This window comes from Saccharomonospora amisosensis (genome assembly GCF_011761185.1).
GTDB lineage: Bacteria > Actinomycetota > Actinomycetes > Mycobacteriales > Pseudonocardiaceae > Saccharomonospora_A > Saccharomonospora_A amisosensis.
The window spans coordinates 26789-41782 of the sequence record NZ_JAAOYM010000003.1 but is presented as its reverse complement, the minus strand read 5'-3'; the positions used below and the strand labels follow the sequence as shown (position 1 = coordinate 41782).

Sequence of the window (14994 nt, the reverse complement as noted above, 5' to 3'; positions counted from 1 at the left end):
CACGCTCTAACTACTCGATTGTTTCGGCGCGGGTGCTCTCGGCGATCACGCATTCGCCGGGGTTTGAGTCGTTCGGTGCCGAGATCGCACGGAGGACCGGGCTGCGGGGGCCGTCGATCTACAAGTCGCTCGCACGGTTGACCGAGCGGGGGTTCCTCCAGGAGGCGCGGGTAGAGCCCGCGCGGCACGGGACCCCACGACGCTGGTTCGCCTTGACTGATGCTGGGCGCGTGCTGGCCGTCCGGTGGGGCGTGATGCGGCGGGAGACCGTGGTCGCTGAACGCTTGCGTGCGGTGGCCGCCGTGCTGGACTTGGGTGCGGACGATCCGTTGTCCAGGGCGGCGGACTTGCTGGACGTGCCCGGTGTGCCGGGCGCCGAGTTCGACGTGAACGCCCTGGTCGAGGCGGTACTGGGACCCGACGGCGGATCTTGAGGATCTCGCCCGGGTCGGCTGCCTGCTGGCTGGGGTGATGCGGTCCGGGTGCGGTCATTCCACGGCCGCTGGCGCGCCTGCCGGGGCTCTGGTGCACCTGCGCTCGTGACCCCGCCGCCGCCAGGTCGCGTTCTGGATGACGACGGTGAACCTGTCCGGCTCGTTCGCCATGCCGCTGGCTGGGCTAATCCGGTGTTCCCCCTCCGCCGCGAGCTACCGTCGAGGGCGATACGGGCACGGATCGAGAGCGAACGGCCATCGGTGTGGTCTCCGTGATGGTCGGTGGCGAGGTGAGCGGGCGATGCCTGATGTGGAGGAGCCGGGGCAGCGCGATCGGAGCCTGGTTCTGGAGTTCATCACCGAGGATCCGTGGGAGCAGCAGCTGGCCCGGGACTACTGGCTCGTGGACGGCGATGGGAAGTTCGTCTACAAGGTCGGCGACCTGGAGCGGCGGGCCTATGACGAGCGCCCGGCGCTAGCCCGGCAGCGGATCCCGGGGTTGGCGTACTACCTGCGCAAGCGGGTTCGTGCGCAGGTCTCGGCGGCGTCGTGCCCGGGCTGCGGTGCCCGTGTTCATGTCGACAACCGGCCCGACTATCAGAAGGTGCTCAAGCTGCTGGAGGCCGGCGAGGTCCAGGCGTGCGCGCCGTGCCGCGCGTCCGCAGCCGATGCGGCAGATCGAGCGGTCGCTGTGAAGCGGTGGCGCGAGGACCACGGCTGGTATGACCAGTACCGGCCGGTGAAGGTCGCGGCCTTGTCGCTACGGGAGGCGGTGAGCCTGCTGGCGCTATTCAGTGCCCTTCGACAGCGCGTTCACCTCGACCACGCCGCTGCAACGGTGGCGGCGGAGGCTGGTGCCGCCTTACGCAGGAACCGAGCTGGACGCCCGCGCGCGGCTGCGGGAGCTGGTCAAATCGGGACTCCTGTTCCCGCATCCGGACTGCCCGTCCTCGGGATATGGCTCTGTCCGCAGCCGGGGTCAGGAGGTGTCGCTGAACTTCGAGACGGCACGTTTGACCGCCCCAGGGCCGGGGCCGACCGGCCCGCGCAACGAAGCCCTCGTCGCCGACCTCGTGGCGGCCTTGACCAGCCCGTGGCCCGAACGGTGGCACCGGCAGCGCGCGGTGGAGTGCCGTGCACGCCGAGAACACCGGCTACTTGATCCGAGCGCTGCACGAGCACGGCCTGCCCACACCTCGCCACGACCTCGAACGCGACATCATGGGACGCTTGGCCGACACGCTGACGCTGGCGGAGGCGGCCTACTTGATCGAGACAGCGACTGAGCGTGCGCATGAGCAACTCCGGCAGGGACACCTGGCCAACGTCCGCGAGGCCACCAACCAGGCCCTGGAGCGCTTGCGCTGGTATCTCCGCCAGATCACCACGGGCGAGGCCGAGCCGAAGGCACTGACCGCCCTGCCGACGCCCTGCTCGATCGTCGCGACGACGTTCTTCCGTACCGCGCTGGGACGGGATTCCGCGTTGCACGAACGCGCCGACCCGCTCACGCCGCCACCCGCATTCGAGTCCATGTGACGACGCGCTGGCGGTCAGCACCGCTACGGTGGCCGTGATGACCGCCGCCACGGCAGGCCCGGACCCGTCCCACGGCAACGACAACTTGGCCGTGGTCGGGGCCGCCGCGTCGTGTTACATGAGCGCGGCCCGCGACCGTGGTACGGCCGCTGCCCCTTCTTTGCATCGACGACCTTCCAGGTTCGCCCGACCCACGGGACCTACCACTGCTTTGGACGTTGCAACGCTGGCACGGCGCGGACGTCCAACGCTCGTGTCGAAGGATCGTGATGTCGAGCGGATTGACTGTGACGTGGCCTTCTCACGCCGCGCCGGTTGAGCATGTGCAGTAATCAAAAGGTCACTCTAAGTGCGGATCGATGTGGTTGGCGCACCCCACCGCTGTCTCTGTTGCATTACTCCTCTGGGGCGTGATCAGCCCGGCTAGCCCGACACGGCGTCACGGCCCTCGTATGCTGCCTGCATGGCAGGTCGGCATCTGAAAGAGATCTTCAAGGCGTTCCATGCTCGTGACGAGCTGGCGTTCCGACGTGCCGGGATGGAGATCATCGAGGAAGAGCGGGCGAAGCACCACAACGCGCTCGCACGTGACCTACAGAAGCTCCTGGTCGCCGGTGGGGGGCCCATCGATTCGAGCGCAACACTGATTGTGCCCCCACCGCCTAAGGATCGCGAGGGCGAGTGGGACCTGGGGGAGGTCAAGGAACCAGAGCGGATGCTCGAGGATCTGATCCTGGACCCCGCATTGGTGCAGACCCTGGACGGCCTGGTCGAGGAGGTCCGTCAGTGGCCTCAGCTGGATGCGGCCTCGATTCCGCGCCGCCAGCGGCTGCTGCTCGAAGGGCCTCCCGGCTGCGGAAAGACGACCGCCGCCGAAGCGCTGGCCGCAGAACTGGGGCGCCCGTTCCTGCTGGTTCGCCTGGATGCGGTGGTGTCGTCCTACCTCGGTGAGACGGCCAGCAATCTGCGGCGCATTCTCGACTACGCGGACCAGGCACCCTTCGTTGTCCTGTTCGACGAGTTCGACGCACTGGGACGGTCCCGTGACGACCACGCCGAACACGGAGAGATGAAGCGTGTCGTCACTGCGTTTCTGCAGATGACCGACCGCTACCGTGGGCCGAGTCTCCTGATTGCGGCCACGAACCACTCGGGCTTGCTCGACCACGCTCTCTGGCGCCGCTTTGACGAAGTACTCACCTTTCGCAAACCGACCGTGCACGAACTGCGGAGGCTGCTGCGGCTGCGGCTCAAGCGAGTACCGCACTCCGGCCTCGATATCGAGCGATATGCCGGAAGGCTGAAGGACCTCCCGCATGCCGCCGCGGAGAAACTCGTCACCGACGCCCGGCGCCATGCCCTGCTTCGCGACAGTGACACCGTCGAAAGCGACGATCTCGACGCCGTGCTCGCCAACGTCACATCACGTCCCTGGTAGTCCGCTGCAATGAGCGACCACCTCCTGCTCCCCAATCCGCGCCCGCTGCCGTCCCGACGCGCCGGAGGTGGCGGTGGCGGCGCGCCACCGCGTCAACGAGACCAGCACGCTGACCATCTCCAGCGGCAGCTCACCGCCACCGCGCGCGCACCGCGACGGCTCGATGCCGGCGTCGACCCAGCCCTGGTGTTCAAAATTAGCGCGACAGCCAGGCCGGATGAAAACGTCTTCGCGCGCCAGGCGCTGCAGGTTTTGGGCGAAACCATCGACTACACCTACTTCGTACTTGCCAGCGACCAAGGCGACGCACTCGGACACGCGATCGACGTGTACCGACGCACTGGTGACATGCGATCGTTCTTTGCGCTTATCGACGACATCGAGCCCTACGGTCCCGAAGATCGGCGTGGCCCAGGCATAAGCGAACTCGGTGACCGATTCCCCGGTCGCGTAGTGATCGACATCGGAATCTGGGTCGCTGGCACACGCGATGAGGCCGTCGCCCGCGTGCAGACCGTCGAGAACGTTCTCGCACGCACCGGTGACACCATCCTGCTGCGATCGGTCAGCGCCCGCCGCACCTACTTGCGTGCCGAGGTCACCGCAGAGGGCTTAGCGAACATGCTGGACACGAGCGTCGTCGAGTTCGTGCGGACACCACCTGTGCCGTTCCTGGACTTCCGAGACTGGTGGAACGCCGGCGCAACCGACGTACGCCGCGTTGAGAAGCCCGGTGCCGTAGTCGGGGTCCTCGACGACGCGCCTGCCACTGCCCACCCCCTGCTCGACGGCATCGTGCTCTCTGTCGAATCCCTCGCTCCCGCCAGCTACGCGTGGCAGCAGCCGGGAAGCCACGGCACCGAAGTCGCCGGACGCGTCCTCTACCCGCATCTAGCCGAGGAACTCCGCGACCTCCGTCCGCTTTCCAGCGTCGGCGCAGTGCGCGCGGTGCGGATTCTTGAACCGGATCCGCACCGGCCGAACAATCCACCGCGGTTCGCGACGTACGCCGTGCCGCACGAGCTCATCGGCACCGCTATCCGGCACCTCCACAGCCAGCACGGCGTGAAGGTCATCAACCTCTCTGTGGGCTACGACGAACCCTTCAATGACGCACACCTCGGCGCGCTTACCGAAACTATCGACGATCTCGCACGCGAACTCGACATCGTCCTGGTCGTCCCTACAGGCAACGTCGGAATCGATCTCCACGCGCGGACGCCCAGCGGCCACCACATCCTCGATGACAAACCCGAGTATTTCTTCACCCCCGAACACCGGCTTGCCGAACCTGGACCCGCAGCTCTCGCCCTCACCGTCGGCTCGATCGCGATGAGTGGCGCGCCGGCGGAAATGCCGAACAGGTTCGGCTGGCGCACCGCCGCAGGCGCCGGAGAGGCGTCCGCTTTCAGCCGTAGCGGCCCGGGTCTGGGAACGAACAGCAAACGCGCCAACAAACCCGACATCGTCCACTTCGGTGGCAACATCGTCCTCAACGACTCCGGTCACCCTGTCCTCAATGACCCCGGCGCCAGCGTGGTCACGCCCTCCTCCCGGCACACTGATGGACGGCTATTCGCCGCCGTCAACGGCACCAGCTTCGCCGCCCCAGCAGTCGCCCGAGTCGCCGCCGACGTAGCCCACGCCTACCCGGACGCCTCCGCGAACCTGATCCGCGCGCTCGTCGGATCAAGTGCCACTCACCCAGCGCCTGCCGAGCAACTGGCCGACACGCACCGACGGCTGCGTGTCTACGGCCTCGGCACCCCCCACGCCGATCGGGCCATCGATAGCGATCGCAACCGAGTCACAATGACTTTCGACGGCAAGATGAGCATTGACACCGTTCAGATTCACCCACTGCCGATACCGGAGTTATTCCGTCGCGGACACCAGGGTGGCGAACGCACCATCACCGTCGCGCTCGCTTTCGATCCGCCTGTCCGGCGGCAACGCCGCGAGTACCTCGCCGGTACGATGAAAGTCGATATCTACCGCAACATCGACCCCGACGAACTCGCCGAAATCCTTATCCGGCAGGATCCTGACGATCCTCGAGAACTCATCAATGATCTCCGCCGACTCAAGCTCGAGCCCGGAAGCAGCGCATTTACCAACGCCACCCTGCAGGTGCGAAGCTGGAAGCGCAAGCAGACGTTCGTTGACGACACCGACACCTTCTACGTTGTTGCGACCCATAAGGCCCAGACCTGGGCGCGAGGCGCCCCCGAATATACCCACCAGCGATACGCGCTGGCGGTCACACTTGAAGATCAACATCTCGTGCAGGCGGACTTGCGTGAACTTCTGATCCAGCGTGTTCACAATCCAGCGCGCGTTCGAGTTAGAGCGTGAAGCGGGGATCTGCCTGGGTTTTAGAAATGCAGACACTTCTCCGATTGCGTTTCCCCTTGATGGATCTCTTAGAAAGAGAATCGCCGCGCGACGCGCTTCACCGATAGGTCAACCGTCACAGGGATTCGAGGAACGGCGCGGCGACGCGGCTCTCAGCACAGCACAGAGAAAATCGGGGCACGGCCATCCGCTGGATGGCCGTGCCCCGGTTTTTCTCGTTTCGGGCCCGCGCCGTGGGAGGGTCAGGCGGCCGTGGGCCGGTTGCGCCGCCGGTTGCGCGGGACGATGGATGCGGCGGCTTCGGCGGTCTCGCGGGCGAGTTCGGGTAGGACGTGGGAGTAGGTGTCGGCGGTGACCGCGATCGTGGAGTGGCCGAGCAGTTCCTGCACGACTTTGAGGTCGGCTCCGGCTGCGAGCATGAGGGTGGCGGCGCCGTGGCGCAGGTCGTGTAGGCGTACGGGCGGGAGTTCGGCGGCGTCGGCGATCGCGTGGAAGGCGTCGGTGAGCTTGGCCGGGTGCAGTGGGCTGCCATCGGGTTCGGTGCACACCAGCTCGTGCTCAACCCACGCCGCTCCGGCTGCGGCGCGCAGTTCGTTCTGGTGCTTCTTCTGCCGCCGCAGTACCAGGGTGGTCGCCTCGTCGAGGGCGATGATGCGGCCGGAGGCTTCGCTCTTGGGTTCACCGAACTCGGCCTGCCACCCGATCTGCACCAGTGCGGTGCTGATGGTGATCGACTGGTTGGGCAGGTCGATGTTCCACCACGGCAGGCCGCAGGCTTCGCCGCGCCGCAGGCCTCGGTAGGCGATGAGGTGGAACAGCGCGTAGTAGGGGTGGCCCTCGGCCTGGTCGAGGAACCGGCCGATCTGCTCGGGTGTCCACACCATGACCCGGGACGGTTTCTGTCCGGTGCGCCGCCACCGCTCGACCCGGTCCGGTGTCCACAACAGGGCTTTCGGGCGACGCCCGGAGGGCAGCTCGACGTAGGATGCGGGGTTGAAAGTGATCTTCTGGGCCCGGATGGCGGCATTCAGCGCGGCGCGCAGGGTGGCTCGGTAACGCTGCATGGTGGCCGCGCCCGTGATCCGCATGCCGTGCACGCTCTTACGGATCTCGGGGTCGTCGCTTTCCTTGGCGGCGGAGATGGTGTCGTTGCGTTCGGCCATCGCGTCGAACATCCGGGAGATGTGCTCGACAGTGAGCACGTCGAGCCGGTAATGGCCCAGGTGCGGGATCAGCCAGTGCCGGATGTGGGATCGGTAGCCGATTCGTGTTCCTTCCCGGATCTTCTTCCGTGTGATGACCCAGCTCTGCAGCCATTCGCCGACCGTGGGCATCTCGCCGAGGCTGGTGGCCCCCTGGTCCAGCTGCTTGACGACTTCCTCGGGTGAGGGGAAGGGTTCGCCAGCGCTCAGCCGGTTTTCGATCAGGTCGCCGATGGAGGTGAGCACGGCGCCGCCGCGTCCGGTGCCGAGCTCGATGAGGGCCGCGATCTTGTCCAGTTCGGCCTGCGCGTCTGTCTGGGAGGCGAACCCGTGCCGCCTTCGGGTGCGACGGGTGCCGTCATGGCGTTTGGGAAGTTCGGCTTGAAAGGACCAGCTTCCGTGGTTGGAACTCCATGCCCCGTTACTGCGCTTGAGTTTTGGGCATCCGGGGCCGAGTTGTTTCTTGGTGGCGGCGTCTGTGCAGGTGCAGCGTTTGTAAGTGGTTCCCTTGAAGGCGCGTGCTGTCATCGCGGATTTTCCTCTCCCGCAATCCGTGGGTGGTGCGTTCGGACAGCAGCTATGGACGCTCCAGTGCGTGCGGAGGGGAAGCGTCAGCTATGAGGCTCTTTGTCCACCAAGCCGAGTAGCTCGAGCAATGGAGCGACGGCGATGCGGTAGGTGCGGCCGATGCGCACCGCTGGCACCGGGAAGGTTCCAGCACGGGCGAGCTTGTATGCGGTCGTGCGGCCAATACCGAGAATCCGCGCGGCGGTCATCAGGTCGGTGGTGACTCCCAGTTCCCGCAGCTGCTCGCGCGACCACGCCGGTGGGCACGCGGTCGTGGTGGTCGAGTCGAGACTGTCGTGGGTGGGCCGGTTGAGAGCGTGCATGAAACCTCCTCCTTGGTGCGACCCTGATCGTGGAAGTCAGCGGACCGAGCGGGGTCTCGTCGTTACCCGTTGCGGGCCGCGTCCACGATCAGCGTGATCCGCAAGACCCGGCAAACGGTCACCCTCGGCATGCCCAGCATCCGCCCACCCCCCGAGACCCGGTGAACACGCCATGACCGAACCCACCACGCCCACGGCGCTGGCCAAGGCCCGCCGGCGCGACGTCAACCACCGCCAGCAGCGGGTGCACCAAGCGCTGGCCGACATGACGGCCGATGGCTCCGAGATCACCATCTCGGCGGTCGCGGCGCAGGCACGCCTGCACCGGTCGTTCATCCACCGCCACTCCGACCTGCACGCGGCCGTGCTCGACGCCGCCAGCCGGGCGCTCACAGCACCGTCGCCCGCGTCCACCGCGATCAGCCACCGCTCGGTGCTGGCCGAGAACGCCAACCTGCGCGCCCAGAACCACCGGCAGGCCCAGCACATCCGCGACCTGGAGGACCGGCTTTCCGACCTCATCGGCCAACAAGCCTTCGAACGCGGCGGGCTCGGCGCACCCACCAACGCCGCCGCCCTGCAAGCCGAGATCGACAAGCAACGCCAGACCGTCCTCGACCTCACCCGCGCACTCGAAGAACGCGACGAAGAACTCGCCGCCGCCCGCGAAACCAACCGGCGGCTCATGGCCGAGCTCAACAGAATCCCAGGTGCAACATCCCCGCTCGCCGGAGCGATACTGACCGGTGTGAACACCTTGTCGACCAGAACCTTGGGACACCTCATCACGGCGGCCGGAAACAGCTACCTGAGCAAGTCCGACCTGCGAGATCTGCTGATGCAGTCCGGTCTTTACGAGGCCGCCGAGTTGGACCCGACGGAACTGATCGACCACGGAACTTCCGGCCCCAACAGGCAAGAGACGTTGCGCACTCCGCTGCTGGCGGCCCACGAACAAGCCAGGACCGGCAATCGGGAGGCGCACGATGCCCTTTTGGAGATCGTTCGGCTCGGGGCAGAGCGCGTGGCTCGGCGCGGCTACGCAGAATCGACATTGTCCGCGTTGCACGAGTCGCTGCTCAGCGACGGCTACGAGCTTCGAGTTGGTGATCCCGACCTGCACGGCAACCGCGAATGTCGGCTGCTGCCCATCGACCCGGACGCGGTTCCGGTGGGTACCGAGATCACCGCGCTGGAAGCTGAGCTGGACCAACGGGGATACACCGAAGCGCTCGTGCACTACCGGTCGGCCGTGGACAACTTCACCGACCAGGACCACCCCGCCTCGAACCGACAACTCCGCAACATGGTCGAGAGCCTGGTCAAGCACCTCGCAGTCGACCACACCGGCTACACAGACAACGGACGATCGGGGCAAGGCGGCGCGGCCATCAACACCCTCTACACCCCGGGTGGTCGACCGCCAGCTGTGGTCGGCCAGCCGTTGCCCGAGAACGACGGCGGACGCATGCTCCACGGCATCTGGAACATCCTGCACTCCAACGGCCCGCACCCTGGCCTGTCCAACGCGGACGAAGCGCGCATCCGGATGCAGCTGTGCACCGCGCTCGCGCGGTTCCTGCTCAAGCACTTCCCGGCCCGGCCGTGAGCGCACGTCAATAGCCGAGGTGCATGTCGACTCGGTCATGCCGCCCGCTCCCGTCGCGATCGCGGCCGACGTCGGCCGCGCGGTCAGCCAGCAACGCGCGGATCGCGTGGGACGCCTGCCGTGGCACGACCCCATTCCCCAGGACCCGCAGTTGCGCGGTTCGCGGAATGTCCAGACCGGACACAAAGCCATCGTCGAGGCCCATCAGGAACTCGACGAAGCGGCCGGACAACACCGGCCTGCCATGCCGGCCGGGCTCGGTCGGATGCGGCGCAGACCTGCCCAGGATTGCTTCCCATCGCCGGATCGCGGCTTCGTACTGGCCCCATGAGACCGTCGCCGCGTCACCGGAGCGGCTGCCGGCCCGCGTGCCTGACGCAGCGTTCGCCGAGTTGTCCTGCGGCCAGGCGAGGATGAAGACCCTCTCTCGGCGGTGAGCGGCGCCGACATCGCTGGCGCGGACGCTGTTCCACACGCAGGCGTAGCCGGCGTCGGCCAAGTCGCCGAGCACGATGTCGAGCCCTCCGGCACGCCAGCGCAACGCCGCGACGTTCTCCACCACAACCAGCGCGGGCCGCAGCGAGCCGATCGCGCGGGCGACGTGATGCCACAAGCCGCTGCGGGTGCCGGTGCGGATGCCTGCCCGCCGCCCAGCCGCCGAGATGTCCTGGCAGGGGAACCCCGCCGTGACCACGTCTACCGGCTCGACGGCCGACCAGTCGACCTCTCGGATGTCGCCCAGGTTTGGCACGTCCGGCCACCGTGCGGCAAGCACCGTGCGCACGTGCGGATCCGGGTCGGCCACCCAGGCGATGCGGCCATCGCCGAACGCGGTCAGCGCGCCCATGTCCAGGCCGCCATAGCCGGTGCACAAGGAACCGATCACTGGACTCGCCGTGTTCATCGAGACCACCTCGGTTCGGGCACCACTACGGCGCCCATCGCGGCAGGTGGGCTCGAAGGGTCACCTACAGTCGCTGCATGAACCGGCAGTGGATGCGCGACCAGCTCACCGAGTATCTGGCGCTGCTTGAAAAGTACTTCTCCTTGCAGGGTCCGCCTGGCATAGCACCCACCGGGTCGCGCACTGCCCGCATCGTTGGTCCGCGGACGGCAGCCTTGAACGAACTTCGGCAGAGTGAGCCAACCGTGAAGGAAGTACTCAAGCATCTCGACCCCACCCTGGCCGAGTTCAAGTTCGAGACGATGGGCGGCAAGGAAGACGCTCGTGCCGCCGCGCAACGCGGGCTCGGCATTCTCGATCGCATGGACGAATGGGCCGCCAATCTCGCACCCGACGCTCCGACCCTTCCGGCCGACCAGTTCCATCCATGGGTCTGGGATGCCGCCCGCACGTTCTGGGACAGCAAGCACCACCGCGAGGCCGTCCGGGCCGCCGCGACAGCCATCAACGCCCACACGCAGGACAAGGTGGGGCGCCGCGATATCGCGGACAACGACCTGATGAACCAGGTCTTCACCGACAAGCCGAAGTCCGGCCAGAAATACCTGCGACTGCCCGGCGATCCCAACGACCAAACAGTCAAGAGTCGTAACCGGGCGCTGCGGCCGTTCGCCGAGGGGTGTTTCGCCGGCATCCGTAACCCCGCTGCGCACGAACACGGAGCCGACTGGGACGAGCAGAAGGCACTCGAACAACTCGCCGCCCTCAGCGTTCTCGCCCGCTGGATCGACGAGTGCGACGTCGAACAAGCCCCATGACCGTCGCGGCACCGCCGACGCCACACGCCCCTCGCTCCAACCGTCCGCAACACATGTCGCGCACGAACATTGACGAACGACATGCCCTCTGGGCTGGGCAAACGGGACCAGTGAGACCTCGTGATCATTTGGGAGCCCGATGGAAAGGCCCATGAGCCATTCGACGAATGGCGGCGCGAGTACGGGTCGTCCGTGCCGCCCAGGCTGGGTCGGGAATGGATCGGGTCGGTCGGTGATGAGTTCCCAGCGGTGCACGGCGGCGTAGTCGCCCCAGGTCGCGGGCCCGGGTTCACCGCGTGCGATGCGGCGGGCGCATGGTGCGTTGGCGATTGCCACGGTCACTCACCTTCTTCCGCGCGCGGGGCTCCGGTGGGGCGTGGTGACGGCGATGACGACCGAGGGCAGCATCAGATCGCCCTTCGAGCCGCGCTGAGCGGGACAGCCCTTGGTACCGTCGGTCGCCCGCGGGGTCGGCAGCAGTCGTGGGGTGTCCACGCGAGACGGGCCTCCTTGTCGTGACGTAGCGGAGATTGCGTTGGAAGAACCGTCGTGCGCGGTCGGCTTCGGTATTGGGCCCCACGCACCAGGGGAAAGACAGCTACGCATCCCCCGAATTTGCGTTACCGCGCAGCATGTTGCGTCCGCAGGGGACGTCAGTGTGTCAAGCGCGCGGGCGTGGTCAGGAAGAGATGGTCCGCCGTCCTGGGTCGTGTGGGTGCAGTTCTTCGCGTCCGCCGCCGTCGGTGTTGGCAGCAACTGAGTCTGTCGGACGACCGAGTCGACCGCGTCATTGAGGTTCACCTGATGCCCGCCCGCACGCCTGTGTGCTGGATCGACCGGGCCGCGGGGTTCGCCGTCGCGGGCCTGCGGAGTGGGCATCATCCGCATCCCGTCCCGCGCCGGGGACGGCACACAAGAACACGCGTTCGCGGCGGTGGGCGGCGCCGATGTCGGCGGCTCGTAAGCAACGCCAGACCGCGTCATACCCCGCTTCGGCCAAGTCTGCGAGTACGCGGTCGAGGCCGCCGTTTCGCCATCGGAGGGCGGCGACGTTCTCCACGACGACGAGCCGGGGTCCCAGTAGGCGAATGACGTCCAGGATGGTGTGCCACAGTCCACTGCGAGCACCTTTCTCGATAGCCGCGCGCCGACCGGCCGCGGAGATGTCCTGACACGGAAATCCCGCCGTGAGCACGTCGATGGTCTCGATGGCGGTGAAATCGACAACGCGGAGATCACCGAGGTTTGGTGCGTCCGGCACGTGAGCGGCGAGGATCGCGGACGCGTGTGGGTCGACCTCGCAGTACCAGGCGATCCGGCCACCGAGCGCGGCCGCGACACCGTGGTCGAGCCCGGCCATGCCCGTGCACAGCGATCCGAGCACGGGTCCTTCGGTGTCGATGAACCGCAGCAGATCGGCTACGGCCGGCACACGGTCAGGCATGGTGCACCTCCTGTGCCTGCGGCCCGTCGATCAGAGGCAGCGTTCGGCAGTGGGCAGCGGTGGCAGGCGATGGTGTGTCGGGCGGCGACAGGACGCCGGTAGCTGGCGTCCCAGCTGCAGCAGTGCACGAGCGTGCTCACTCCTGCCACCGTCCGCTACGCTCGAGCTCACCGTCGCGCGAGGCGGCGTGACCGTGATTCGGTGACGTCAGGACCGAGGCGCTGCGGGGTACAAGCGATCTGCGGAGCACGACCACGTCCTCGTGCGCGATGAGGTGAAGCGGCAATCCTTGCTCGCGCTGTTTGCGGATGAAGTCCCGTTGGAAGAAGCTGCCGCGGGCAACCAGCTGGCGGTCGGCAACCCGGGCCAGTAGCGCCACGCAACGCTCGACCGGTACCAGCCCGGCTGCCCGGGCGCAGGCGACGATCTGCGAGGGCAGGTCGATCAGTTCGGAGTGCTCGCGCCACGGTCGCACGGTGATCGCGACGTGCCCGCCCGGGCGCAGTACGGCCGCGCAGCCGGCGAGGATGCGGGTGAAACCAGCGAGGAGTCGGTGGTGGCCGACGTTGGCCAGATTGCCCCGGTCGAGTGCGGAGCCGTAGCGGTGATGGAACTTGTGTACCTTCCCGTCCGGTGAGTCGGTCGCGGCGGTGACGACCTGCCCGTGGGTGGACGGCCCGTACGGGGGAGAGGTCACCACCAGCGCGACCTGTCCCCGGTACTTCTCGGGCAGTAGGAATGGCAGTTGGCGAGCGTCGCCGTGCACAACCTCCGCGTCGTGGTCGTGACCTCGTTGCCGGGCCAAATCAAGGTTGGCGCGCGCGATGCCGACCCAGTGCGGTTCGTACTCGACGCCGATCGCGCGGCGCCCGGCGTCAATCGCCTCCACCAGCGTGGTGCCTGACCCTGCCATCGGGTCGAACACCAGCTCTCCAGGACGCGTGTACTGGTGGATGGCGTGCGCCGCAACGGCGGGGAGCATCTTCGCCGGGTGCGCGGTCGAGTCGGCCACGTAGCGGCCCTTGCGCTGCCCGGCCGGCGAGGCTTGCGCGGTTGCCCACACCGACAGTGGCAGCTCGCAGGTGTCGGTGGCACCGGTCGCGACCGGCGGGTCGCCTTCGGTCGGTGTTTGGGCCGCTGCCGTGGTGGGATCGGCAGCGGCGTCCAGTGTGTCTATGAGTGCACTGGCAATGGGCATGGTTGGTTCGTCACCGTGTTCGACGACACTGCCGGTACCGGCAGTGTTGGTGGAGGTCGGCAAGTGCAGGTGGGACATAAGTACGACGCCTTTCACGAGTACAGGGCGGCCGGCAAGTGCTGAAGTGAATGGGTTAGTTGTGGGGTTACCGGCTGCCTGGCGATCGGGGCGCGCGCTCGTGCGTTGCGACGGCCGAACCGGTCCCGGGCGGCGCTGTACGGGAGTCGACAGGCTGCGCGAAGACAAGGACATCGCCATGCACGCGTAGGTGTGGTGTGGGCAGTCCGCGTGCGGTCGCGCGATGGCAGGTGCGGTGGTAGTCGGCAGCTACTGCCGCGTTCGGCGTGGCGTGCAGACGACTGTCTCGTATCGGGGTGTGCAGGGTGACGATGTGCTGAAGGTAGAGCAGGTCCGCGTGCTGGCAGGCGGCAACGATCGCGCCAGTCGGGTCGACCAACCGGCCCTGGCTCCAGTCACTGTGTGTGTACACCGCGAAGATGCCGCCCTGCCGCAGCCGGTCCGCCGCTAGCAGCGCGAGACGGTCTAGTGAAACAGTCTCGGCGGCGTCGGCGGGCAACGACACGACCACCAGATCCGCACGCTCAGCGGCGTTGGTATCCGGCGCACCTGAACCGCTGACAGTACCGGCGGGCACCGGCGTCGGAGAAGACTCGGTGAGGGCTGCGGGCGGGTTGCCGGAGTCGGTAACCATGCCTGCCCAGAAAGGTTTCGACGACAGGGTGTGGACCTCAGCGCACGTGCCAAAGGTGAGCGTGTCGGCGGTGCGGTCGAGCGCGCGCACCGCCTCGTGTGCCGCCATCAACGCCGACTCGCTTGGCGCCGTAGCACCATCGGCGCCGGGGGTTCGGACCGTAGCCCACGTAGTGCTGAGATCGACGAGGACCACGTGGGCGCCGGGTGTGGTGAATGCCGCCGTAATGGTTTCCACGATCGGTGTCGGCCATGCCGCATGTGAGTCGATCGGGTCCGGTCCGCACGTCCACACTGTGACAGGAGTCGGTGCTGAGGATGCGGTTGCTGTGCGCCGACGCGATGGTCTCGACTTGTCCCCGGGACGCAAGTTCGCGGAGGTCTCGCTGGCACCTTCACCGGTGGTTCGCGCTTGCGCTCCGGGATAGGGTGCGCGGTCGCCTCCGCGCCGG

The 14994-nt window shown here is 67.2% G+C and carries 15 protein-coding genes; 8 read left to right on the top strand and 7 right to left on the bottom strand.

Annotated elements, in window-relative coordinates:
- Positions 1–32: 32 nt before the first annotated feature.
- The 6 genes from FHU38_RS25645 (at position 33) to FHU38_RS25620 (ending at position 5766) form a co-directional block, all read left to right on the top strand.
- Positions 33–434, top strand: a complete 402-nt coding sequence (locus FHU38_RS25645) for a helix-turn-helix transcriptional regulator (RefSeq protein WP_040925931.1) — start codon at positions 33–35, stop codon at positions 432–434.
- A gap of 301 nt (positions 435–735) precedes the next feature.
- Positions 736–1596: a hypothetical protein gene (locus tag FHU38_RS25640; protein WP_009156951.1), complete on the top strand. Its 861-nt coding sequence runs from the start codon at positions 736–738 to the stop codon at positions 1594–1596.
- Positions 1569–1973 carry a hypothetical protein gene (locus FHU38_RS25635; protein WP_009156950.1) on the top strand — a complete coding sequence of 135 codons (405 nt, stop codon included), beginning with the start codon at positions 1569–1571 and terminating at the stop codon, positions 1971–1973. Before FHU38_RS25640 ends, FHU38_RS25635 begins: the two co-directional genes overlap by 28 nt.
- Positions 1974–2084: 111 nt before the next feature.
- Positions 2085–2243 (top strand): CHC2 zinc finger domain-containing protein, encoded by a 159-nt coding sequence (locus tag FHU38_RS28205; RefSeq protein ID WP_157617326.1) that lies wholly within the window; start codon positions 2085–2087, stop codon positions 2241–2243.
- 268 nt (positions 2244–2511) lie between these two features.
- Positions 2512–3411: an AAA family ATPase gene (locus tag FHU38_RS25625; RefSeq protein WP_198285915.1), complete on the top strand. Its 900-nt coding sequence runs from the start codon at positions 2512–2514 to the stop codon at positions 3409–3411.
- Between the two features lie 9 nt (positions 3412–3420).
- Positions 3421–5766 carry a S8 family peptidase gene (locus FHU38_RS25620; protein WP_083841008.1) on the top strand — a complete coding sequence of 782 codons (2346 nt, stop codon included), beginning with the start codon at positions 3421–3423 and terminating at the stop codon, positions 5764–5766.
- A gap of 242 nt (positions 5767–6008) precedes the next feature.
- On the opposite strand, the gene FHU38_RS25615 is transcribed toward FHU38_RS25620, so the two are convergent.
- Positions 6009–7496, bottom strand: coding sequence for a tyrosine-type recombinase/integrase (locus tag FHU38_RS25615; protein WP_167177283.1), 1488 nt, complete (start codon positions 7494–7496; stop codon positions 6009–6011).
- 83 nt (positions 7497–7579) lie between these two features.
- The gene (locus tag FHU38_RS27590) at positions 7580–7858 is read right to left on the bottom strand and encodes a helix-turn-helix domain-containing protein (RefSeq protein WP_009156946.1); all 279 of its coding nucleotides are present in this window, start codon (positions 7856–7858) and stop codon (positions 7580–7582) included.
- 172 nt (positions 7859–8030) lie between these two features.
- Between FHU38_RS27590 and FHU38_RS27030 the strand changes: the two genes are divergently transcribed.
- Positions 8031–9467: a hypothetical protein gene (locus FHU38_RS27030; protein ID WP_208417054.1), complete on the top strand. Its 1437-nt coding sequence runs from the start codon at positions 8031–8033 to the stop codon at positions 9465–9467.
- A gap of 7 nt (positions 9468–9474) precedes the next feature.
- Here the strand turns inward: FHU38_RS27030 and FHU38_RS25600 are convergent, their stop codons facing one another.
- On the bottom strand, positions 9475–10371 hold the full coding sequence (locus FHU38_RS25600) for a DNA cytosine methyltransferase (protein ID WP_009156944.1): 897 nt from the start codon (positions 10369–10371) through the stop codon (positions 9475–9477).
- Between the two features lie 77 nt (positions 10372–10448).
- On the opposite strand from FHU38_RS25600, the gene FHU38_RS25595 reads away from it, so the two are divergent.
- Positions 10449–11189 (top strand): TIGR02391 family protein, encoded by a 741-nt coding sequence (locus FHU38_RS25595; protein WP_167177281.1) that lies wholly within the window; start codon positions 10449–10451, stop codon positions 11187–11189.
- Positions 11190–11531: 342 nt separating this feature from the next.
- Here FHU38_RS25595 and FHU38_RS25590 read toward each other — a convergent pair whose 3' ends face one another.
- The 4 genes from FHU38_RS25590 to FHU38_RS27025 form a co-directional block, all read right to left on the bottom strand.
- Positions 11532–11684 carry a hypothetical protein gene (locus tag FHU38_RS25590; RefSeq protein WP_167177279.1) on the bottom strand — a complete coding sequence of 51 codons (153 nt, stop codon included), beginning with the start codon at positions 11682–11684 and terminating at the stop codon, positions 11532–11534.
- A gap of 292 nt (positions 11685–11976) precedes the next feature.
- Positions 11977–12633: a DNA cytosine methyltransferase gene (locus tag FHU38_RS25585; RefSeq protein WP_167177277.1), complete on the bottom strand. Its 657-nt coding sequence runs from the start codon at positions 12631–12633 to the stop codon at positions 11977–11979.
- Positions 12634–12769: 136 nt separating this feature from the next.
- Positions 12770–13909: a TRM11 family SAM-dependent methyltransferase gene (locus FHU38_RS25580; RefSeq protein WP_167177275.1), complete on the bottom strand. Its 1140-nt coding sequence runs from the start codon at positions 13907–13909 to the stop codon at positions 12770–12772.
- Between the two features lie 67 nt (positions 13910–13976).
- The gene (locus FHU38_RS27025; RefSeq protein ID WP_313886909.1) at positions 13977–14633 is read right to left on the bottom strand and encodes a hypothetical protein; all 657 of its coding nucleotides are present in this window, start codon (positions 14631–14633) and stop codon (positions 13977–13979) included.
- Positions 14634–14994: the final 361 nt, after the last annotated feature.